Here is a 20,325-nt window from a genome sequence, read left to right as displayed (position 1 = left end):
TCTGCGGACATGCGTCCAGGGTTGCATGTACATATGGACGTATGTCCGCTACGTATCCGATCGCCGAGGCGAGGGGCGAGCTCGGTGATCTCGTGCGCCGGGCCGCCCAGCACGAGCGCATCACTCTGACCGATCGGGGTGTCCCGGTGGCCCTCCTCATGTCCCCCACCGAACTGGCGGACCTCGAGGGCGCGCTGGCTCTGGCTCGCCTGGAGCGCGACCGTGCCCTCGGCTGCCCGGAGGCTCGCGTCCCACACGAAGAGGCGCGCCAAGCTCTGCTGGCCCGGGAGCGGGCCGCTTGACGTCGGGGTCCTAATGTGGCCGCATGTCAGCGATTCGTCTCCTCGTGCTCGGCGCGGTCCGTCAGCACGGGCGGGCCCACGGCTACCAGGTGCGCAACGACCTGGAGTACTGGGGCGCGCACGAGTGGTCCAACGCCAAGCCCGGCTCGATCTACCACGCGCTCAAGCAGATGGCCAAGCAGGGGCTGCTGCACGCGCACGAGATCGCGCCCTCCACGGCCGGCGGCCCGCCCCGCACGGAGTACGAGATCACCGACTGGGGCACCGACGAATTCCTGCGCCTGCTGCGCGAGGCCCTGACCTCGTACGACCAGAAAATGGACGTCAAGTCGGCGGCCATCGGCTTCATCGTCGACCTGCCCCGCGTCGAGGCGGTCACCCTCCTCAAGGAACGCACCCGGCGCATCGGCGAGTGGCGGGCCTCCGTCACCGAGCACTACGTCCCCGAGGACGGCCCCGAACAGCTGGGCCACATCGGCGAGATCATGAACCTCTGGATCCACACGGCCGACGCCGAGGCCGAGTGGACGCTGGGCCTGATCGCCCGGATCGAGGGCGGGGCGTACACCTTCGCGGGGGAGGGCGAACCGTTCATCGGCGTCCTGTCCGAGGGTGAGGCGAACCCGTACGCGACGGGGGAGAAGCACCCCGAGGACGCCAGCTAATCAAGTTTGACCAATTACTCCGGGCGGGTTACCTTCGACATGTAATCAAGTTTGACTAGCAAGCTGGCTTTGCCTAACGAGGAGGGCTCCGTGGCCGACGCGGCGATCACCGTCGAAGGCGCACACAAGAAGTACGGCGACACCCAGGCACTGTCCGGACTCGACCTCCTGGTCGCCCGCGGCACGGTGCACGGCGTGCTCGGGCCGAACGGCGCGGGCAAGACGACCCTGGTCCGCATCCTGTCCACCCTGCTGCGACCCGACGGCGGCCGGGTCGAGGTGGCCGGCCACGACGTGCTGACGGAGGCCCGGCAGGTCCGCTTCCGCATCGGCCTCCTCGGCCAGCACGCCGCGCTCGACGAGGAGCTGAGCGGCCGGCAGAACCTGGAGATGTTCGGCCGCCTCTACCACCTGGGCGCCCGCCACGCGCGCGTGCGGGCCGGTGAACTCCTCGCCCGCTTCGGACTCGCGGACACCGGCCGCAAGGCGGTCCGGCACTACAGCGGCGGAATGCGCCGCCGCCTCGACCTCGCCGCCTCCCTGATCACCGACCCGGAGGTGCTCTTCCTGGACGAACCGACGACCGGCCTCGACCCGCGCGGCCGTACGGAGGTGTGGACCGCGGTCCGCTCCCTCGTCGGCGGCGGTACGACGGTCCTGCTCACCACGCAGTACCTGGAAGAGGCCGACCAGCTCGCCGACCGCGTCTCGGTCGTCGACCGGGGCCGGGTCGTCGCCGACGGCACACCGGACGAGCTGAAGGCCCGCGCGGGCGGCGACCGCATCGACGTCGTCCTGCGCGACGCGGGCCAACTGGGCGCGGCCGTCGCCCTGTTGCCCGTACCCGCCGACGGCGTCTCCGCGGACCCCGACCGGCGGCTGCTGAGCGCCCCGGTCACCGACCGCATGGCGGCGCTCTCCGGGGTCGTACGGGCCCTGGAGGCGGCCGGGATCGAGGCCGAGGACATCGCCCTGCGGCGCCCGACGCTGGACGAGGTGTTCCTGGACCTCACCGGCGGCGACGAACGGACGAAGGAGCCCGCGTGACGACGTGCGAGACGTACAAGGTGACCGGTGGGCCCGGCACGCGCGCGTTGAGCGACTGCTGGACCATGACCCGCCGTGAACTCGCCCATTGGGCGCGGCAGCCGGTCCAGGTGGTGGTCGGGCTGGTCTTCCCGGTGATGCTGCTGCTGATGTTCGGCTACCTGGTCGGCGGCGGCCGGGAGGTGAGCGGGGACTACGTCGACTACCTGGTCCCCGGCATGCTCGTGCTGACCATGGCCTTCGGCCTGGAGGGCACGATGCTGGCCGTCACCCAGGATCTCAACAAGGGCGTGATCGACCGTTTCCGGTCGATGCCCATGGCCAACGGCGCGGTCCTGGTGGGCCGTTCGGCCGCCGACATGCTCCAGTCGGCCCTGGGGCTCGCCGTGATGCTCGCGGTGGGGTACGCGATCGGCTGGCGCGCCCACGGGGGCGTGGCGGCCCTCCTGGGGGCCGTGGGCCTGCTCCTGCTGTTCCGCTTCGCCATGCTGTGGATCGGCATCCAGCTGGCCATGGTGGCCGGGAAGCCGGAGCTGGTGCAGGCGGTCCAGATCCTGGTCTGGCCGGTCGGCTTCCTGTCCAACGCCTTCGCCACCCCCGAGTCCATGCCGGGCTGGCTGGGCACGGCCGTCCAATGGAACCCCATGTCCCAGACGGCCACCGCGGTACGCGACCTGTTCGCCAACCCGGGCGGCGAACCGGGCCACCTCTGGGCGGCCGTCGCCTGGCCCCTGGCCCTGCTGGCGGTCTTCTTCCCCTTGGCGGTACGGAGGTTCGGCCGCCTGAGTCGGTAACTCGGCGTCCTAGTGGTGGAAACCGGTGGCCGCGTCCTTGTCCCGGGTGGACGGGCGCGGCTGCCGGCGCAGTTCCGGCAGCAGTCGTTCCAGGTCCTCCACGAACAGTTCGGCGAGGTCCGCGGAGAAGCCGTTGCGGCACACGACCCGGAGTACGGAGAGGTCCTGCCGGTTCTCCGGGAAGGTGTACGCGGGCACCAGCCAGCCCCGTTCGCGCAGCCGCCGGGAGACGTCGAAGACGTCGTACGCGGTCACGTCCGCCCCGGTCGTGAAGGCGAAGACGGGCAGCTCGTCGCCCCGGGTGAGCATTCGGAAGTCGCCCAGCTCCTCGATCCTCTTGGCGAGGGAGCACGCCACATCGCGCGTGGACTGCTGCACCGCCCGGTAGCCGTCGCGGCCCAGCCGCAGGAACGTGTAGTACTGCGCGACCACCTGGGCTCCGGGACGCGAGAAGTTGAGCGCGAACGTCGGCATGTCGCCACCCAGATAGTTGACGCGGAAGACGAGTTCCTCGGGGAGGGCCTCCTTGTCCCGCCACAGCGCCCAGCCGACGCCCGGGTAGACCAGCCCGTACTTGTGCCCGGAGGTGTTGATCGAGGCCACGCGAGGCAGCCGGAAGTCCCACACCAGGTCCTCGTCGAGAAAGGGCGCCACCATGGCCCCTGAGGCCCCGTCGACGTGCACCGGGATGTCGAGCCCGGTCCGCTCCTGCAGGGCGTCCAGGGCCTCGCACAGGCCCGCGACGGGCTCGTACGACCCGTCGAAGGTCGACCCGAGGATCCCGACGACCCCGATGGTGTTCTCGTCGCACAGCTCGGCCGCCGCCTGCGGATCGAGATGGAACCGGTCGCCCTCCATGGGCACCAGACGCGGCTCCACCTCCCAGAAGTTGCAGAACTTGTCCCAGCAGACCTGCACGTTGACGCCCATGACGAGGTTCGGCCGGACGTCCCGCCCCGGATACCGGTCGGCGTTGCGTGCCGCCCACCGTCGCTTCAGCGCCATCCCGGCGAGCATGCACGCCTCACTCGAACCGGTGGTCGAACAGCCCACCGCGGCGGCCGGATCGGGCGCGTTCCACAGATCGGCAAGCATCGCCACACAGCGCCGCTCCAGCTCGGCGGTGCGCGGGTACTCGTCCTTGTCGATCATGTTCTTGTCCCGGCACTCACCCATCAGGACACTTGCCTGCGGCTCCATCCAGGTGGTGACGAAGGTGGCCAGGTTGAGCCGCGAGTTGCCGTCGAGCATCAGTTCGTCGTGCACGAGCTGGTACGCCGTCGTCGGCGGCAGTGGCGCGTCCGGCAGCCGGTGCGTGGGCGGGGCCTCGGTCATCCCGCCGACCGGATTGGCCTCCCCGTAGAACGGGTTGACGGCGAGCCTGCGCCCGTCGCCCTTGTCGGCCGGTGTTCCGCTGTCCCCTGGGTGCAGTGGCATGCCTACGACGGTAGGTCCGGGCCGTGGGACTTGCACCTCACGCCACGTAAGGATTCATCGTGAAGGGCGTACCCAGAAGGGAGCGGAGATGAGCTACTCGGTCGGCCAGGTCGCCGGTTTCGCCGGCGTCACGGTGCGCACCCTGCACCACTACGACGAGATCGGCCTGCTCGTACCCAGCGAGCGCAGCCACGCGGGCCACCGGCGCTACGGCGACGCCGACCTCGACCGGCTGCAGCAGATCCTGTTCTACCGGGAGCTCGGCTTCCCGCTCGACGAGGTCGCCGCCCTGCTGGACGACCCGAAGGCGGACCCGCGCGCGCAGTTGCGCCGCCAGCACGAGCTGCTGACCGCCCGGATCGAACGGCTCCAGAAGATGGCGGCGGCCGTGGAGCACGCCATGGAGGCACGCAGAATGGGCATCAACCTGACACCCGAGGAGAAGTTCGAGGTCTTCGGCGACAAGGACCCGGAGGCACACGCGGAGGAGGCCGAGCGCCGCTGGGGCGGCACGGAGGCCTACGCGGAGTCGCAGCGCCGCGCCGCCGCCTACACCAAGGACGACTGGAAGCGCATGCAGGCCGAGGTGACCTCCTGGGGCGAGCGCTACGACGCCCTGATGGCCGCCGGTGAGCCCTCGTCCGGCGAGGCCGCCATGGCCCTGGCCGAGGAACACCGGCAGCACATCACCCAGTGGTTCTACGCATGCACGTACGAGCTCCACCGGGGCCTCGCCGAGATGTACGTCTCGGACGAACGCTTCAAGGAGTTCTACGACTCCATGCGCCCGGGCCTCGCCGAACACCTCAGGGAGGCGATCACGGCGAACGCGGCCCGGCACACCGCATAGGGATCTCCTGGTCCGGGACTACTCCCGGACCAGGACCACCGCGGTCCCGTACGCGCAGACCTCCGTGCCCACGTCGGCCGCCTCGGTCACGTCGAAGCGAAAGGCGAGGACCCCGTTGGCGCCACGCGCGCGTGCCTGCTCGACGAGCCGCTCCATGGCCTGATTGCGGGTCTCCACCAGCGTCTTGGTCAGCCCCTTCAGCTCGCCGCCGATCATCGACTTCAGCCCGGCCCCGATCTGGCTGCCGAGATGCCGCGACCGCACGGTCAGCCCGAAGACCTCACCGATGACCCGCTCGACCCGGCGACCGGGTACGTCGTTCGTCGTCACGACCAGGACGTCCGACTCAGGTCCCTGGCCGCCGCCGTACTCTTCGATGCCCATAACCTCACAGGGTGGCCCCAGTTCCCGCACAGCGCACCCTGGAGTGGCGCATGGAAGCTGTTGGAACCTGGAGGGGGCACGATGCGTTGATAGCTTTGCCCCACTCAATTCTCTGCTCATCTCTGCCAAGCACCAGGAGCCCGGAACAGTGACGACGCTTGCCCTTGGACCGAGCTGGCTGGACCCGGACTATCTGCTGGACCAGTTCGGCATCTGGGGCCTGCTCCTGATCGTGTTCGCCGAGTCCGGCCTGCTCATCGGCTTCTTCCTGCCGGGTGACTCGCTGCTGTTCACGGCGGGCCTGCTGATCACCTCGGGCACGCTGGACTTCCCCCTGTGGGGGGCGGTCGCCCTGATCTGCGTCGCCGCGATCCTCGGTGACCAGGCGGGCTACATGTTCGGCAAGAAGGTCGGACCGTCGCTCTTCAGCCGCCCGGACTCCCGGCTCTTCAAACAGGAGAACGTCACCAAGGCCCACGAGTTCTTCGAGAAGTACGGGCCGAAGTCCCTGGTCCTGGCCCGCTTCGTGCCCATCGTGCGCACGTTCACGCCGATCATCGCCGGCGTCAGCGGCATGAAGTACCGCTCGTTCCTCATCTTCAACGTCATCGGCGGCGTCCTGTGGGGCGCGGGCGTCACCGTGCTCGGCGCGGTGCTCGGCGACATCGAGTTCGTGAAGAAGAACATCGAGCCGATCCTGCTGCTGATCGTCTTCATCTCGGTCGTCCCGATCATCATCGAGTTCGCCCGAGCCCGCAGCAAGGCCAAGAAGAACCCGCCCCAGCAGCCCCCGGCTCCGCCGACGCCGATGGACGACGCGACAACCCAGCTCCGCCGAATCCCCCCGGCCCAGCAGCAGAACGACGACCAGGGCTACGCCCAGCAATACGCCCAGCAGTACCCGTACAACCCGGACTACGGCTACCAGCAGCAGCCCCAGCAGCAGTACCCCTACGGCAACCAGAACCAGAACAACGGCTACCCCCAGAACTGACCCGCGCCGGGACGCGCCCCAAAGGGGCGCGGGGAACTGCGCGACAAGCCACAACGCCCCCGCACCCGCGACACAACAGAACCCCCCGAGCTCCTAGGCGCCCGGCATCAGAACCCGCGGGTTCGCTTGGCGGCCCTGCGCCCCCCAGCGGCCCCGCTGGGCAACCTCAGGAACAACCGCGAGATCTCCGACCCCAGATTCACCCCGATGGCAATAGCCATCGACAGCGCCGCCGCTTTCGCCAACGACACCAACCCCGCGTCCATATCGTTCTGCGCGATCGACAACAGCCCGAAATACGTGGCCGACCCTGGCAACAGGGGCCCGATCGCCGCGGTGGTGTACGGCAGCGCCGACGCGAACCGGTACCGCGACAGCAACTGCCCGAACAACCCCACCAGCCCCGCCGCGACGGCGGTCGACGCCACCGGCGAGAACTCACCGGTGTCGTGCATCGCGCCGTACACGGTCCAGGCGACACCCCCGTTGAGCGTCACGACGAGCACGGTGGATCGTTCCTGCTGGAGCATGACCGCGAAGGTCAGCGACAGCAGCATGGAGGCGCCGATCTGCAACAGCGGCTCAGCCGTCCCCAGTGCGGCGTCCGGATTGAGCTCGGCGCCGAGCTCGACCCCGAAGTACAGAATCAGCAGCACCCCGACGACGATGCCCACGAAGAAGTACATGACCTCCAGCAGGCGCGCGGACGCGGTGATGTAGAACCCGGTCAGCCCGTCCTGCACCCCGGCCACCAGCGCCCGCCCGGGCAGCAGCGCGAACAGCCCGCCGGTGATCACCGCGGACGCCTTCACGTCCACGTCCGCGAGCGTCAGCGCGACCCCCATCGCGGCCGGCGGCATCGCGGCCACCGTGAACTGGTAGAACTCCGGCAGCCCGCGCCCCGCGCACAGCCACGCCAGCCGGTCGCCCAGCATCGCGCCGAGCGCCGCCGCCACGAACACCACCAGGTCGCCGCCGACGAGCACGGAGGCGGCGCCCGCGAGCAGCCCGGCGGCCACGGTGAGCCCCCAGCCGGGATACGGGTGCCGGTTGCGCCGGATCTCCGCGAGGCGCCCGTAGGCCTCTTCCAGCGACGGGGCGGTCTCCGGGTCGCTCAGGTCGTCCACGAGCCGGTAGACGGCCGCCAGGCGCGTGTAGTCGGTGCCCCGGCGCCGGACCGTCCGTGACGCCGTCACGGGGTCGTCGACGAGCGAGGGCTGGTACGAGATCGACAGCAGGGTGAAGGTGACGTTCGGCTCGCAGCGGTCGAGGCCGTAGGACCGGCAGACGGCGAACATGGCCGCCTCCACGTCCTCGGCGCCCTCGCCGCCCGCGAGCAGCAGCTCGCCGATGCGCAGCGTCAGGTCGAGCACGCGCGGGACGGCCGGCCCGCCCTCCTCGGCCGCCTTCTGCAGCCGCTCCGGCGCGGGCCGCTCGGCCACCGGCATCCGCAGCATCGTGCGCATCCGGTCCTGCCAGGGCACGTCCTTGGTGAGACTCACCACAGGGATCCCGCTGGGCGGTGTGAACGCGGGCGCCCGGTACGTACGCGGGGTGCTGAAGGCGGAGCCCTCGCTGTCGCCGCCCGGCGGATGCGGGACGTCGAGCCCCTCCGGCAGGGCGAACTCGGAGGTGGTCTCGGACTCCCCGGCGACGGGCTTCGGCGGAGCCAGCCCCTCGGGAAGCGCGAACTCGGAGGTCGTGGACGAATCCCCGTCACCACCGCCGGTCGTACCGCCCACGAGGGGAACCGTGAAGACGCCCCTGGCCTCGTCCGACGGCGGCTTGCGGTCCTCTTCCGTCACTCCGTATCGCTCCCTGCGCACGCCCTTTCAGTACGCCTCAGTATGCGCACAGACACACGAACGGGCCGCACGCGCACGCGTGCGGCCCGTTCAGCGTGACGGGGCTGGAGGGGCCTCAGTGGCCGCCCTGCTCCTTCAGTCGCTTGTACGACCGCTCGATCTCGGCCTCGGCGTCCGCGCGGCCCACCCAGTTGGCGCCCTCGACGGACTTGCCGGGCTCCAGGTCCTTGTAGACCTCGAAGAAGTGCTGGATCTCCAGCCGGTCGAACTCCGACACGTGGTGGATGTCCCGGAGGTGCTCCACGCGCGGGTCGTGCGCGGGCACGCACAGCAGCTTGTCGTCGCCGCCGGCCTCGTCCGTCATCCGGAACATGCCGATCGCACGGCACTGGATGAGGCACCCGGGGAAGGTCGGCTCGTCCAGGATGACCAGCGCGTCCAGCGGGTCGCCGTCCTCGCCGAGGGTGTTCTCGACGAAGCCGTAGTCGGCCGGGTAACTGGTCGAGGTGAAGAGGCGACGGTCCAGGCGGATCCGACCGGTCTCGTGGTCCACCTCGTACTTGTTCCGCGAACCCTTCGGAATCTCGATCGTGACGTCGAACTCCACCGGTGGCTCCTCCATGATCAGCACATAGTTCTGGTGGTTAAGTGTCCCTCACGCCGGAGTGTGATCGCGAAAGGGGCTGGTGTTCGTGCCAGAGCTGAGGCCTTGGCGGGCCGCGAGGCCGCGTGTGGCGCGGCTGGCGCGGACCGTACGACCGCGTCTCACCCGTGCCAGGGCAACGGTGAAACCGCAGCTCGTACGGGCCAGAGCGGCTGTGAAGCCACAACTCGAACGAGCGACGGCGACGGTCAGGCCACAACTCGAACGGGCCGGACGAGCCACAGCCGCCGTGAAACCGCGGGTCACGCGCATCACACGGGCCGTGGCACCGAAGCTCGCCGCTCTCCCGAGGCCGAAGAACCTCAGGACACTGACGACACTGCCGCGGACCTGGCAGTACACCGCGGGCGCCGCCACCGCCGGACTGGCGTTGACCGCCGGCGTGGTGACCGCCGCCGGCCCCTGGGACTCCTCCGGTCAGCGTACGGCGGAGCGGGACTGGGCGGCCGTACAGGAGCGATCTGGTGGTACAGATCACGGTCGTAATTCTGATACGTCCGATACATCCGGTACCTCCGGTACGTCGGCCGGGGCGCCCGCACCCGCGCCGAGCGCCCCCTCCGTGCTGGCAGGCCTCGGCAGCGCCACCGGCACCCTGAAGGCGGCCCCTGCGGGAAGCGCCCTCGCGGCCGTTCTGGACCCGCTGCTGAAGAACCCGGCGCTCGGCACCCGCCGTACGGCCGCCGTCGTCGACGTGGCCACCGGGAAGCGCCTGTACGGCCTGGGCGCCGGGGAGGCGCTCGTCCCCGCCTCGACCACGAAGATCGCCACGGCTGTCGCCGCGCTCTCCGCGATGGGCGCCGACCACCGCCTCACCACCCGGGCCGCCCTGGAGCCCGACACGAACGAACTCGTCCTGGTCGGCGGCGGCGACCCCACCCTGACGGCCCGTACGGACCCGGAGGGCTGGGCCAGTCTGCGTACCCTGGCCGACTCGACGGCCGCCGCCCTCAAGAAGCGCGGCGTACGCCAGGTGACGCTGTCGTACGACACCACGCTCTACGCGGGCGAGGAACTCCACCCGATCGGGGTCAACGACAACCTCGCCCCGGTCAGCGCCCTGATGGCCGACGAGGCCCGCACGGACGACTCGACGAGCGGACCGGCGCCGCGCGTCACCGACCCGGCGGCGGCCGCGACCCGCACGTTCGCGGCCCTGCTGGCGAAGCACGGCATCAAGACGACGTCCCCGGGCCCGTCCAAGGCCACGGGCCGCGCGGGCACCCTCGCGAAGGTCTCGTCACCGCCGCTCTCGGCCCTGGTCGAGCGCATGCTGACCAACAGCGACAACGACCTCGCGGAGGCCCTGGCGCGTCAGACGGCGCTGGCGACGAAGACCCGGCCCGACTTCGCGGGCGGCGCCAAGGCGATCCACGCCCAACTGAAGAAGCTGGGCCTGCCCATGACCGGTGCCCGCTTCGCGGACGGCAGCGGCCTGAACCGCGCCGACCGCCTCACCCCGGACCTCCTCACGGCCCTCCTGGCCAAGGCCGGCGACCCGTCCCGCCCCGACCTCCGCGCAGCCCTCACGGGCCTTCCGGTGGCAGGCTTCACAGGCACCCTCAGCGCCCGCTACACGGACGGCGCGGCAGGCGTCGTACGAGCCAAGACGGGCACCCTGACCGGCGTGAACGCCCTCGCGGGCACGGTAGTGGACCGAGACGGCCGCCTCCTCGCCTTCGCCTTCCTGGCAGCGAACACGACCAGCCCGACAGAGGCCCAGGCGGCCTTGGACCGCACGGCTACGGCACTGGCGGCGTGCGGCTGCGGGTAGCTTCGCCGGCTGGGCGGTTCTTCGTCCGCGGGCCGGTGGGGGCTGGTCGCGCAGTTCCCCGCGCCCCTAAGGGGCGCTCCTGCTGGCGTGCGTGAGTCCCGCACCCGGCGCGGGCAGCACCCGGTCCTCACCGCCGTGGGCAGCGCCTGGTCCGCACCGCTGTGGGCAGCGCCCGGTCCGCACCGCTGTGGGCAGGCGTTCCGCAGGGCGGAACGGGTGGGCACAGCCTGCAACGCCGGGTGCAGCCCGAACAGACCCCGGCCCCTGCCCACCGAACTGCCCTGCCCCCGGAGGGCACCGCTCACGTACCGTTGACGCATGACGAGCATCGGTGGTGCGGCATCTGCTGGGATGGTCGACTGGAATCTCGCGGTGGCGACCGCGACCCGGCTGGTGAGGCCGGGCCCGGAGGTGAGCCGTGACGAGGCCCGGGCCATCGTCGCGGAGCTGCGGCGGCACGCGAAGGCGTCCGAGGAGCACGTCCGGGGGTTCACCCGGATGGGGACCGACGCCGTTCATGACACTCCCGTACTCGTCGTCGACCGCCCGGGCTGGGTGCGGGCGAACGTCGCCGGGTTCCGTGAGGTGCTCAGGCCGCTGCTCGGCAAGATGGAGGAACGGCGCGGGAGTTCACCGGGCGGGGCCGTGCTCGGCGCGGTCGGCGGCAAGGTCACCGGCGTCGAACTGGGGATGCTGCTGTCGTTCCTGTCGTCGCGGGTTCTCGGCCAGTACGAGACCTTCGCACCGGCCACCCGCGAACTCCCGGCGGGCGCCAATGGCGGCGGCCGGCTGCTCCTCGTCGCGCCGAACATCGTGCACGTGGAGCGCGAACTCGACGTACAGCCCCACGACTTCCGGCTCTGGGTGTGTCTGCACGAGGAGACGCACCGCACCCAGTTCACCGGCGTGCCCTGGCTGCGCGACCACCTGGAGGGCGAAATCCAGTCGTTCTTGGGGGAGACCGACGTCGACCCCATGACGTTCCTGGAGCGCATCAGGGAGGCTGCGCAGTCCCTCGCGGGCGGCCGGCCGGAGGGCGAGGAGGACGACGGCGGACGTTCCCTGGTCGAGCTGGTGCAGACGCCGGCCCAGCGGGAGATCCTCGGCCGGCTCACCGCGGTCATGTCCCTCCTGGAGGGGCACGCCGATTTCGTGATGGACGGAGTGGGCCCCGCGGTGGTGCCCTCCGTGGCCGAGATCCGGGAGAAATTCCAGCAACGACGGGCCAAGGGCGCCTCCCGCCTGGACCTCGCGCTGCGCAAGCTGCTCGGTCTCGATGCCAAACTCAAGCAGTACCGGGACGGCGAACGCTTCGTCCGCGCGGTCGTCGACCAGGTCGGCATGGACGGCTTCAACCGCGTCTGGACCTCCCCGAACACCCTCCCGACGAAGGCGGAGATCGCCAAACCGGCGGACTGGGTCGCGAGGGTGCACCGCAAGGCGGAATCGTGAGCCCATGGGGTACGTGGTGAACGAATCCGGCCGACGGCAGGTGAACGCCCCTTCAATCACCCGTCCGAGGGACCGTGGGGCATGGGTAGGCGTGCAATGCTCGGGGAACGGCCCGTTTCTGTCACCATCTACACACTCTGAGTGACCGGAATCGGCTCACCCCCCGAAAACTTCATGAAGGGAACCGGACATGGGTCCCCATCCTGCGGTCGCGGCGATACGCCTGGCGGTTCGCCGCGCCCTCCACGACATCCTCAACGGGCACACCTCGCCCAACGCTCTCCTCCCCGCCCCCACCACCTCAGGCGAGTCCTCCCCGCTCGTCCTCGTGGCGTGCTCCGGCGGCGCCGACTCCATGGCGCTCGCCTCCGCTCTCGCGTTCGAAGCGCCCAAACTCGGCCTGCGCGCCGGGGGCGTGACCGTCGACCACGGCCTGCAGCCCGGCTCCGACCTCCGAGCCGACGAGGTCGTCCTGCGGTTGACCGAACTCGGCCTCGCCCCGGTCGAGTCGATCGCCGTCACTGTCGGCCGTGAGGGCGGCCCCGAGGCCGCCGCCCGCGACGCCCGGTACGCCGCCCTGGACGCCGCCGCCGAGCGCCACGGCGCCGCCGCGGTCCTCCTCGGCCACACCCGCGACGACCAGGCCGAAACCGTCCTGCTCGGCCTCGCCCGCGGTTCCGGCATCCGCTCCCTCTCCGGAATGGCCGCTGTTTCCGGGGGTCCGGGGGCCCCCGGCCGTTACCGACGGCCCTTCCTGCAGCTCGACCGGCAGACCGCCCGCAAGGCGTGCATGGTCCAGTCCCTCCCGGTCTGGGACGACCCGCACAACGCAGACCCGGCCTACACCCGGTCCCGGCTGCGCCACGAGGGCCTGCCCGCCCTGGAGAAGGCCCTCGGCAAAGGCGTCGTCGAGGCGCTCGCCCGTACGGCCCAGCTCTCCCGCGACGACGCCGACGCCCTCGACACCTGGGCCCGCCAGGCCGAGGCCTCCGTACGGGACGCGGCGGGCCTCCTGGAGTGCGCCAAGCTGTACGCCCTGCCGCCCGCCGTACGCCGCCGCATCCTGCGCAGCGCCGCCATCGAGGCGGGCGCTCCGGCCGGTTCGCTGTTCGCCCGCCACATCGAGGAAGTCGACCGGCTGATCACCGGTTGGCGCGGTCAGGGAGCCATCAATCTCCCCGGCCGGGTCGTCGCCCAGCGGCAGGGTGGCAGACTGGTGATTCGGCAAGGCTGAATCCCACCCCCTTCCGAGCGGGGCCGGGCAGCAGGTGGGACGACCGAAAGTGATGCGGGTGGACGCGAAAGACATGGGTGCCGACCTCAAGTCGGTGCTCATCACCAAGGAAGAGATCGACGCGAAGCTCGTGGAGCTGGCGGCGAAGATCGACGCGGAGTACGCGGGCAAGGACCTGCTGATCGTCGGTGTCCTCAAGGGCGCGGTGATGGTCATGGCCGACCTGGCCCGGGCGCTGTCCACCCCCCTCACCATGGACTGGATGGCCGTGTCGTCGTACGGCGCGGGCACCCAGTCCTCCGGTGTGGTGCGGATCCTCAAGGACCTCGACACCGACATCAAGGGCAAGCACGTCCTCATCGTCGAGGACATCATCGACTCCGGGCTGACCCTGTCCTGGCTGATCTCCAACCTCGGCTCCCGTGAGCCCGAGTCGCTGAAGATCTGCACCCTGCTGCGCAAGCCGGAGGCCGCGAAGGTCGCCATCGACGTGGAGTGGGTCGGCTTCGACATCCCGAACGAGTTCGTGATCGGCTACGGCCTCGACTACGCGGAGAAGTACCGCAACCTTCCGTTCGTCGGTACGCTCGCGCCTCACGTCTACGGCGGCTGAGCCAAAGGGCCGGTCCTCTCGGACGTCCGGGAACCCCGGAGGGTTCCGCGCCGTTGGAGCATGCGTAGACGGGATTGCCAGCCCGCCCGTGAGCCTTCGGGTGACAAAGCTGGGGTACCGTCCGAAGAGCAGTCTTTAGAACAGTCTTTATCAAACTCACTATGGCAGGAGGGACGGGGCGGCACCGCTCCGTATGGATGGACGTGAAGCGATACTTCCGTGGGCCGGTCATGTGGATCGTGCTGGCCGTCCTTGCCGTGGTCGTGTTGATGCAGGTCGTCGGCTCGTCCGGCGGCTACAAGACGGTGGACACAGGCCAGGTCGTCCAGGCGATCAACGACAACAAGGTCGAGCAGGCCAAGATCACCACCGGTGACGAGCAGGTCATCAAGGTCCAGCTCAAGGACGGCCAAAAGGTCGAGGGCAGCTCGAAGATCCAGGCGAGCTACATCGGCGACCAGGGCGTCAACCTGGCGAACACTCTCCAGGACAAGTTCCAGAACAAGCAGATTCCGGACGGCTACACGGTCTCCCCGACCAAGCAGAACGCGTTCGTGGGCATTCTGCTGTCGCTGCTCCCCTTCGTCCTCATCGTCGTCGTGTTCCTGTTCCTGATGAACCAGATGCAGGGTGGCGGCTCCCGAGTCATGAACTTCGGGAAGTCCAAGGCCAAGCTCATCACCAAGGACACCCCGAAGACGACGTTCGCGGACGTCGCGGGCTCGGACGAGGCCGTCGAGGAACTGCACGAGATCAAGGAGTTCCTCCAGGAGCCGGCCAAGTTCCAGGCCGTCGGCGCCAAGATCCCCAAGGGTGTGCTCCTCTACGGGCCTCCCGGTACGGGCAAGACGCTGCTCGCGCGTGCCGTCGCGGGCGAGGCGGGCGTTCCGTTCTACTCGATCTCGGGTTCCGACTTCGTCGAGATGTTCGTCGGTGTCGGTGCCTCCCGGGTCCGTGACCTCTTCGAGCAGGCCAAGGCGAACGCTCCGGCGATCGTCTTCGTCGACGAGATCGACGCGGTCGGCCGCCATCGCGGCGCCGGCCTCGGCGGTGGTCACGACGAGCGCGAGCAGACGCTCAACCAGCTGCTCGTCGAGATGGACGGCTTCGACGTCAAGGGTGGTGTGATTCTCATCGCAGCCACCAACCGTCCCGACATCCTCGACCCGGCGCTGCTGCGTCCCGGCCGCTTCGACCGTCAGATCGCGGTCGACCGCCCGGACATGATCGGCCGACTGGAGATCCTCAAGGTTCACCAGAAGGGCAAGCCGGTCGCTCCGGACGTCGACCTGTCGGCGGTCGCCCGTCGCACGCCGGGCTTCACCGGCGCGGACCTGAGCAACGTCCTCAACGAGGCCGCGCTGCTCACCGCCCGAGGCGACAGGAAGCTGATCGACAACGCCGCGCTGGACGAGGCGATCGACCGCGTCGTGGCGGGCCCGCAGAAGCGGACCCGGATCATGTCGGACAAGGAAAAGAAGATCACCGCGTACCACGAGGGCGGCCACGCCCTGGTCGCGGCGGCCTCCCCGAACTCCGACCCGGTCCACAAGATCACGATCCTGTCCCGCGGCCGGGCCCTCGGTTACACGATGGTGCTCCCGGACGAGGACAAGTACTCCACCACTCGCAACGAGATGCTCGACCAGCTCGCCTACATGCTGGGCGGCCGGGCGGCGGAGGAACTGGTCTTCCACGACCCGACGACGGGTGCCGCGAACGACATCGAGAAGGCCACGGCAACGGCCCGCGCGATGGTCACGCAGTACGGCATGACCGAGCGCCTCGGCGCGATCAAGTTCGGCGGCGACAACACCGAGCCCTTCCTGGGCCGGGAGATGTCGCACCCGCGCGACTACTCGGAAGAGGTCGCCGCGCTCGTCGACGAAGAGGTCAAGAAGCTCATCGAGAACGCGCACAACGAGGCCTGGGAGATCCTGGTCGAGAACCGCGACGTCCTCGACGCGCTGGTGCTGCAGCTGCTGGAGAAGGAGACGCTGAGCAAGGAGCAGATCGCCGAGGTCTTCGCTCCCATCGTGAAGCGCCCGGCCCGCCCCGCGTGGACCGGCTCCTCCCGCCGTACGCCGTCCACCCGCCCGCCGGTGCTCTCCCCCAAGGAGCTGTCGCTGACGAACGGGGCGAACGGCTCGGCGCCGGCGATCACCGCCAACGCCGGAGCCACCGAGTCCGTCCCCGCGGCGGAGTCGGTGCCGGAGGACCGCACGGAGAGCTGATCCCGGCTCTCCCGCCTCCTCCCGCTCAGTGGGCCCGGAATGTATGCCGTGTCCCTCAGGTTCTAGCCTGGGGGGCGCGGCATTTCGGTATGTCCGCACGTGCGACGCGTGGTCCACACGCGTGACAGGTACAGGAACGAGGCACCAAATGACCGACCCCGTGACGCTGGACGGCGAAGGCACGATCGGCGTGTTCGACGAGAAGCGGGCGGAGAACGCCGTGCGCGAACTGCTGATCGCGGTCGGTGAGGACCCGGACCGCGAGGGCCTGAGGGAGACGCCGGGGCGGGTGGCGCGGGCGTACCGGGAGATATTCGCGGGGCTGTGGCAGAGGCCCGAGGACGTCCTGACGACGACGTTCGACCTGGGGCACGACGAGATGGTGCTGGTGAAGGACATCGAGGTGCTGTCTTCCTGTGAACATCACCTCGTGCCGTTCGTCGGGGTCGCCCACGTCGGCTACATCCCGTCCGTCGACGGCAAGATCACCGGGCTGTCGAAGCTGGCTCGGCTGGTGGATGTCTACGCCCGCCGGCCGCAGGTGCAGGAACGACTCACCACGCAGATCGCCGACTCCCTGATGGAGATCCTGGAGCCGCGTGGGGTGATCGTCGTCATCCAGTGCGAGCACATGTGCATGTCGATGCGGGGGGTTCGGAAGCCGGGGGCGAAGACGATCACTTCGGCGGTGCGGGGGCAGTTGCGGGATCCGGCCACCCGTAACGAGGCGATGAGTTTGATCATGGCTCGCTGATGTAGTCCGGTTCTTCGTCTGCGGGTGCGTTGTGGCTGGTCGCGCAGTTCCCCGCGCCCCTTTGGGGCGCTCCTCATGAGGCCTGTCTACGCCGCAGGCGCCGTGCCCGCGTTGTTGTCGTCGTCCTCCGGGAGTTTGCAGACTCGTTCCAGGAAGAAGGCTGCCGCTATGACCGCGATGCCTGCCAGGACCGAGAAGCCGGCGTAGATGGCCTGGTCCCGGCGGGCGGGGATGTCCAGGGACTCCAGGAGGAAGACGCCCGTTCCGCCGTACATTCCGGCGACCAGGGCGGCCACCAGGGCGCTGGCCTGGCCGAAGACGACCGCGCGGGCGGCCATCAGGGGGTCGACCCCCTTTGCGCCGGGGCGGCGGTCGCGCTGGGCCTTGAGGCGGGCGCGGAGGGAGAGGGCCGTGGCCAGCAGGACCGCGGCGATCAGGGCGAGGACGATGGGGGCGGCCAGTGGGACGCTCGGGAGTGTCCCCACCGAGTTCCACAGCCGGGCGCCCGCCCAGGAGAGCACTCCGGCGACCACGAACACGCCGGCCAGCATCTTGACGTGCAGCTCTCTCACGGTGTCCCTTCAGCTCCCCGGACCGGACCACCGACCTGTGGCCGTCATGACCTTAACGGCTATTCCGGCAGCTGGAGTTCCAGGTCGGCGCGGGGCGCGACACTGTCCTGGGCGAGGGTCTCCAGGAGCGCCGCCACCGGGCCGCGGCCGGGCAGCTGGGCCTCGGGGTCCACGTCGTGCCAGGGGGCGAGGACGAAGGCCCGCTCGTGGGCGCGCGGGTGGGGGAGGGTGAGCACCGGGTCGTCGGAGACCTCGTCGGCGTACGCGACGATGTCGACGTCGATCGTGCGCGGGCCCCAGCGCTCCTCGCGGACGCGGTGGAAGGCCTCCTCGACGGCGTGGGCGCGCTCCAGGAGCGAGGACGGGGGGAGTGTCGTCCGCAGGACGACCACCGCGTTGAAGTACGACGGCTGGCTGCCCGCGGGGACGCCCCACGGCTCCGTCTCGTACACCGGCGAGACCGCTTTGACGCGGACGCCCGGGGTGTCCTCCAGGGCGTCGATGGCCCCCTGGAGGGTCTCCAGGCGGTTGCCGAGGTTCGAGCCGAGGGAGATCACGGCGCGCTTCGGGTTCTGCAGGGTGGTGTCGGCGGCGTCCACCTGCTGGACGACGGAGGCGGGCACCGGCTGGACGGTCGGGTCGCTCTGACTCTCGGTGAACGAGGCGGTCATACTCGGCTCCGGGTGATGGTGATGGTCACGTCGTCGAAGGGGACCGTGATCGGCGCGTCCGGTTTGTGGACGCACACCTCGACCTCCTGGACCCCCTGGTGCTTCAGACAGACCTGCGCGATGCGTTCGGCGAGCGTCTCGATGAGATCGACGGGCTCGCCCTCGACGACGGCCACGACCTCCTCCGCCACGATGCCGTAGTGCACGGTCTTCGCCAGGTCGTCGTCGGCCGCGGCCGGACGGGTGTCCAGGCCGAGGGAGAGGTCCACGACGAAGGTCTGGCCCTCTTCCCGCTCCTGCGGGAACACGCCGTGGTGTCCACGGGCCCTCAGGCCGCGCAGCGCGACACGATCCACGCGAATCACTCCTGCAATCGTCGTTGGCGGCCGCTTCGGACCGGGTGCGCCCGGCCCGGCAGCCACTTCCGAATCTACCCGCGGGCACTGACAGTGCCCGCCCCACGAGGGGCCCGTCCACGTGATGGTCAAGAGGGTTCATCGGGTGTTTCCCCGTGGGAACACGGCTGCTCACGGGCTGGTAGCCGCACTTACCCCATGTTCGTGATTCCAACCACGTTCGGCGCGCTTCGGCCACGTTCGGCTCACGAGGGTGTGTCGTCGGTCTCGTCCTCGTCGGTCTCGGCGAGGACCGGGGAGGCGTGGTGCGACCAGAGCTTCCAGCCGACGGGCGTACGCCGGAACACGTTGGTGGCGACGACCAGCTGCCCGACCAGCGGCCCCAGCTCGTCGCTGTCCTCGGGGGCCGGGCCGCCGCTGAGGATGTTCTCGGTGCAGGTCACCAGGGCGGTGTCGCCGGTCACGGAGACGTGCACGTCGGTCAGGAAGAACTGGATGTACTCGGTGTTCGCCATGATCAGCGCGTACGAGCGCAGCACCTCGCCGCGTCCGGTCAGCACCGGCCAGCCGGGGTGCACGCAGGAGACCACGCCGGTCTCCGCCGGGTCGTGGTACTCCTCGTCGACGCCCAGGTCGGCGGGGGTCAGCCAGAGCGAGGACACTTCGTCGAAGTCGCCCTGTTCCAGCGCCTCGTAGAAGGCGCGGTTGGCGAGGTCGACCTGCTCGACGTCGGTGTGGGGCGCGCTCACCGGGCTCCCTCGGCGCTGCGGACGGCTTCCGCGTCGCGGGCCCACTCCACCGCGCGGGCGACCCGTACGGCGTCGGCGGTGGCGCGGACCTCGTGCACGCGGACCGCCCAGGCGCCCTGGTGGGCGGCGAGCGCGGAGACGGCGGCGGTGGCGGCGTCGCGCTCCCGCGCGGGCGGCGGGGGGCCCTCGGGGCCGGCCAGTACGCGGCCCAGGAACCGTTTGCGGGACGCGGCGACCAGGAGGGGGTGGCCCAGGCCGTGCAGCCGGTCGAGGTGGGCCAGGAGGGCCAGGTCGTGATCGGCGCCCTTGGAGAAGCCGAGACCCGGGTCCACGACGATCCGGTCGGGGGCGACACCGCCGGCCAGTACGGCGTCCACGCGCGCGTGGAGCTCGTCGACGACCTCGGAGACGACGTCCTCGTACACGCCCTTGATGTTGCCGCCCTCCAGGAAGCCGCGCCAGTGCATGACGACGAAGGGGGCGCCGGCGTCCGCGACGACCGGGATCATCGCGGGGTCCGCGAGGCCGCCGCTGACGTCGTTGACAAGTGCGGCGCCCGCCGCCAGGGCCTGCTCGGCGACCGAGGCGCGCATGGTGTCGACGGAGACGGTGACGCCCTCGGCGGCGAGGCCGCGGACCACGGGGACGACGCGCTTGAGTTCCTCGGCCTCGTCGACGCGGGTGGCGCCGGGGCGGGTGGACTCGCCGCCGACGTCCACCAGGTCGGCGCCCTCGGTGACCAGGTCGAGGCCGTGTTTGACGGCGTTGGTCGTGTCGAACCAGCGGCCGCCGTCGGAGAAGGAGTCCGGGGTCACGTTCACGACGCCCATGACCGCGCAGCGGTCCCAGGCCGGGAGGCCGGCGACCCGGCCGCGTCCGCTGTGGTTGTTCATGCGTTCAGCGTAGGCCCCCGGCGGTTGGACAGGGTCTTTGGTGCGGGTGCGTTGTGGCTTGGGCCTTTTGTTTCCCACCCA

At 70.2% G+C, this 20,325-nt stretch carries 21 protein-coding genes; 12 read left to right on the top strand and 9 right to left on the bottom strand.

The genetic code is table 11. The features are described from left to right. The first annotated feature begins 41 nt into the window (after positions 1-41). The 4 genes from LUX31_RS18685 (at position 42) to LUX31_RS18670 (ending at position 2,808) form a co-directional block, all read left to right on the top strand. Entirely contained in the window at positions 42-302 is a 261-nt protein-coding gene (locus LUX31_RS18685; protein WP_235475914.1) for a type II toxin-antitoxin system prevent-host-death family antitoxin, read from the top strand. Positions 303-325: 23 nt separating this feature from the next. After that, positions 326-967 carry a PadR family transcriptional regulator gene (locus LUX31_RS18680; RefSeq protein WP_235475913.1) on the top strand — a complete coding sequence of 214 codons (642 nt, stop codon included), beginning with the start codon at positions 326-328 and terminating at the stop codon, positions 965-967. Positions 968-1,057: 90 nt separating this feature from the next. Then, on the top strand, positions 1,058-2,014 hold the full coding sequence (locus tag LUX31_RS18675) for an ATP-binding cassette domain-containing protein (protein WP_235475912.1): 957 nt from the start codon (positions 1,058-1,060) through the stop codon (positions 2,012-2,014). 65 nt (positions 2,015-2,079) lie between these two features. Further along, the gene (locus LUX31_RS18670; RefSeq protein ID WP_235479974.1) at positions 2,080-2,808 is read left to right on the top strand and encodes an ABC transporter permease; all 729 of its coding nucleotides are present in this window, start codon (positions 2,080-2,082) and stop codon (positions 2,806-2,808) included. A gap of 9 nt (positions 2,809-2,817) precedes the next feature. Here LUX31_RS18670 and LUX31_RS18665 read toward each other — a convergent pair whose 3' ends face one another. Then, positions 2,818-4,245: a glutamate decarboxylase gene (locus LUX31_RS18665; RefSeq protein ID WP_235475911.1), complete on the bottom strand. Its 1,428-nt coding sequence runs from the start codon at positions 4,243-4,245 to the stop codon at positions 2,818-2,820. Between the two features lie 88 nt (positions 4,246-4,333). On the opposite strand from LUX31_RS18665, the gene LUX31_RS18660 reads away from it, so the two are divergent. Further along, on the top strand, positions 4,334-5,095 hold the full coding sequence (locus tag LUX31_RS18660) for a MerR family transcriptional regulator (protein ID WP_235475910.1): 762 nt from the start codon (positions 4,334-4,336) through the stop codon (positions 5,093-5,095). An 18-nt stretch (positions 5,096-5,113) separates the two neighbouring features. On the opposite strand, the gene LUX31_RS18655 is transcribed toward LUX31_RS18660, so the two are convergent. After that, the gene (locus LUX31_RS18655; protein WP_235475909.1) at positions 5,114-5,479 is read right to left on the bottom strand and encodes a YbjQ family protein; all 366 of its coding nucleotides are present in this window, start codon (positions 5,477-5,479) and stop codon (positions 5,114-5,116) included. 148 nt (positions 5,480-5,627) lie between these two features. On the opposite strand from LUX31_RS18655, the gene LUX31_RS18650 reads away from it, so the two are divergent. Next, the gene (locus LUX31_RS18650) at positions 5,628-6,473 is read left to right on the top strand and encodes a DedA family protein (protein ID WP_235475908.1); all 846 of its coding nucleotides are present in this window, start codon (positions 5,628-5,630) and stop codon (positions 6,471-6,473) included. 107 nt (positions 6,474-6,580) lie between these two features. Here LUX31_RS18650 and LUX31_RS18645 read toward each other — a convergent pair whose 3' ends face one another. Further along, positions 6,581-8,278, bottom strand: a complete 1,698-nt coding sequence (locus LUX31_RS18645; protein ID WP_235475907.1) for a threonine/serine ThrE exporter family protein — start codon at positions 8,276-8,278, stop codon at positions 6,581-6,583. A 115-nt stretch (positions 8,279-8,393) separates the two neighbouring features. Continuing rightward, complete coding sequence (locus LUX31_RS18640) at positions 8,394-8,885, bottom strand: inorganic diphosphatase (RefSeq protein ID WP_053746895.1); 492 nt, start codon at positions 8,883-8,885, stop codon at positions 8,394-8,396. A gap of 79 nt (positions 8,886-8,964) precedes the next feature. Here LUX31_RS18640 and dacB point away from each other — a divergent pair, with 79 nt between their 5' ends. The 6 genes from dacB (at position 8,965) to folE (ending at position 17,003) form a co-directional block, all read left to right on the top strand. After that, positions 8,965-10,716 carry a D-alanyl-D-alanine carboxypeptidase/D-alanyl-D-alanine endopeptidase gene (gene dacB, locus LUX31_RS18635; protein ID WP_235475906.1) on the top strand — a complete coding sequence of 584 codons (1,752 nt, stop codon included), beginning with the start codon at positions 8,965-8,967 and terminating at the stop codon, positions 10,714-10,716. 318 nt (positions 10,717-11,034) lie between these two features. Beyond that, positions 11,035-12,168, top strand: a complete 1,134-nt coding sequence (locus LUX31_RS18630) for a zinc-dependent metalloprotease (RefSeq protein ID WP_235475905.1) — start codon at positions 11,035-11,037, stop codon at positions 12,166-12,168. A 190-nt stretch (positions 12,169-12,358) separates the two neighbouring features. Continuing rightward, on the top strand, positions 12,359-13,402 hold the full coding sequence (gene tilS, locus LUX31_RS18625) for a tRNA lysidine(34) synthetase TilS (protein ID WP_235475904.1): 1,044 nt from the start codon (positions 12,359-12,361) through the stop codon (positions 13,400-13,402). 52 nt (positions 13,403-13,454) lie between these two features. Further along, positions 13,455-14,015 carry a hypoxanthine phosphoribosyltransferase gene (gene hpt / locus LUX31_RS18620; RefSeq protein WP_044471976.1) on the top strand — a complete coding sequence of 187 codons (561 nt, stop codon included), beginning with the start codon at positions 13,455-13,457 and terminating at the stop codon, positions 14,013-14,015. Positions 14,016-14,212: 197 nt separating this feature from the next. Next, entirely contained in the window at positions 14,213-16,249 is a 2,037-nt protein-coding gene (gene ftsH / locus LUX31_RS18615) for an ATP-dependent zinc metalloprotease FtsH (protein WP_235479973.1), read from the top strand. A gap of 148 nt (positions 16,250-16,397) precedes the next feature. After that, complete coding sequence (gene folE, locus LUX31_RS18610; protein ID WP_235475903.1) at positions 16,398-17,003, top strand: GTP cyclohydrolase I FolE; 606 nt, start codon at positions 16,398-16,400, stop codon at positions 17,001-17,003. Between the two features lie 86 nt (positions 17,004-17,089). On the opposite strand, the gene LUX31_RS18605 is transcribed toward folE, so the two are convergent. The 5 genes from LUX31_RS18605 to folP form a co-directional block, all read right to left on the bottom strand. After that, positions 17,090-17,554: a DUF3180 domain-containing protein gene (locus tag LUX31_RS18605; protein WP_389355982.1), complete on the bottom strand. Its 465-nt coding sequence runs from the start codon at positions 17,552-17,554 to the stop codon at positions 17,090-17,092. 80 nt (positions 17,555-17,634) lie between these two features. Then, complete coding sequence (folK, locus tag LUX31_RS18600) at positions 17,635-18,246, bottom strand: 2-amino-4-hydroxy-6-hydroxymethyldihydropteridine diphosphokinase (protein ID WP_235475901.1); 612 nt, start codon at positions 18,244-18,246, stop codon at positions 17,635-17,637. Further along, positions 18,243-18,602: a dihydroneopterin aldolase gene (gene folB, locus LUX31_RS18595; protein WP_189150548.1), complete on the bottom strand. Its 360-nt coding sequence runs from the start codon at positions 18,600-18,602 to the stop codon at positions 18,243-18,245. Before folB ends, folK begins: the two co-directional genes overlap by 4 nt. Before the next feature lie 245 nt (positions 18,603-18,847). After that, on the bottom strand, positions 18,848-19,351 hold the full coding sequence (locus LUX31_RS18590; RefSeq protein WP_235475900.1) for a nuclear transport factor 2 family protein: 504 nt from the start codon (positions 19,349-19,351) through the stop codon (positions 18,848-18,850). Continuing rightward, positions 19,348-20,244, bottom strand: coding sequence for a dihydropteroate synthase (gene folP / locus LUX31_RS18585; RefSeq protein WP_235475899.1), 897 nt, complete (start codon positions 20,242-20,244; stop codon positions 19,348-19,350). Before folP ends, LUX31_RS18590 begins: the two co-directional genes overlap by 4 nt. Between the last annotated feature and the right edge of the window lie 81 nt (positions 20,245-20,325).

Origin of the sequence: Streptomyces sp. GQFP, assembly GCF_021545335.1 — a bacterium.
Taxonomy (GTDB): domain Bacteria; phylum Actinomycetota; class Actinomycetes; order Streptomycetales; family Streptomycetaceae; genus Streptomyces.
Note: the sequence above shows the minus strand (reverse complement) of the source record. Positions and strands in the feature narration are given on the sequence as shown.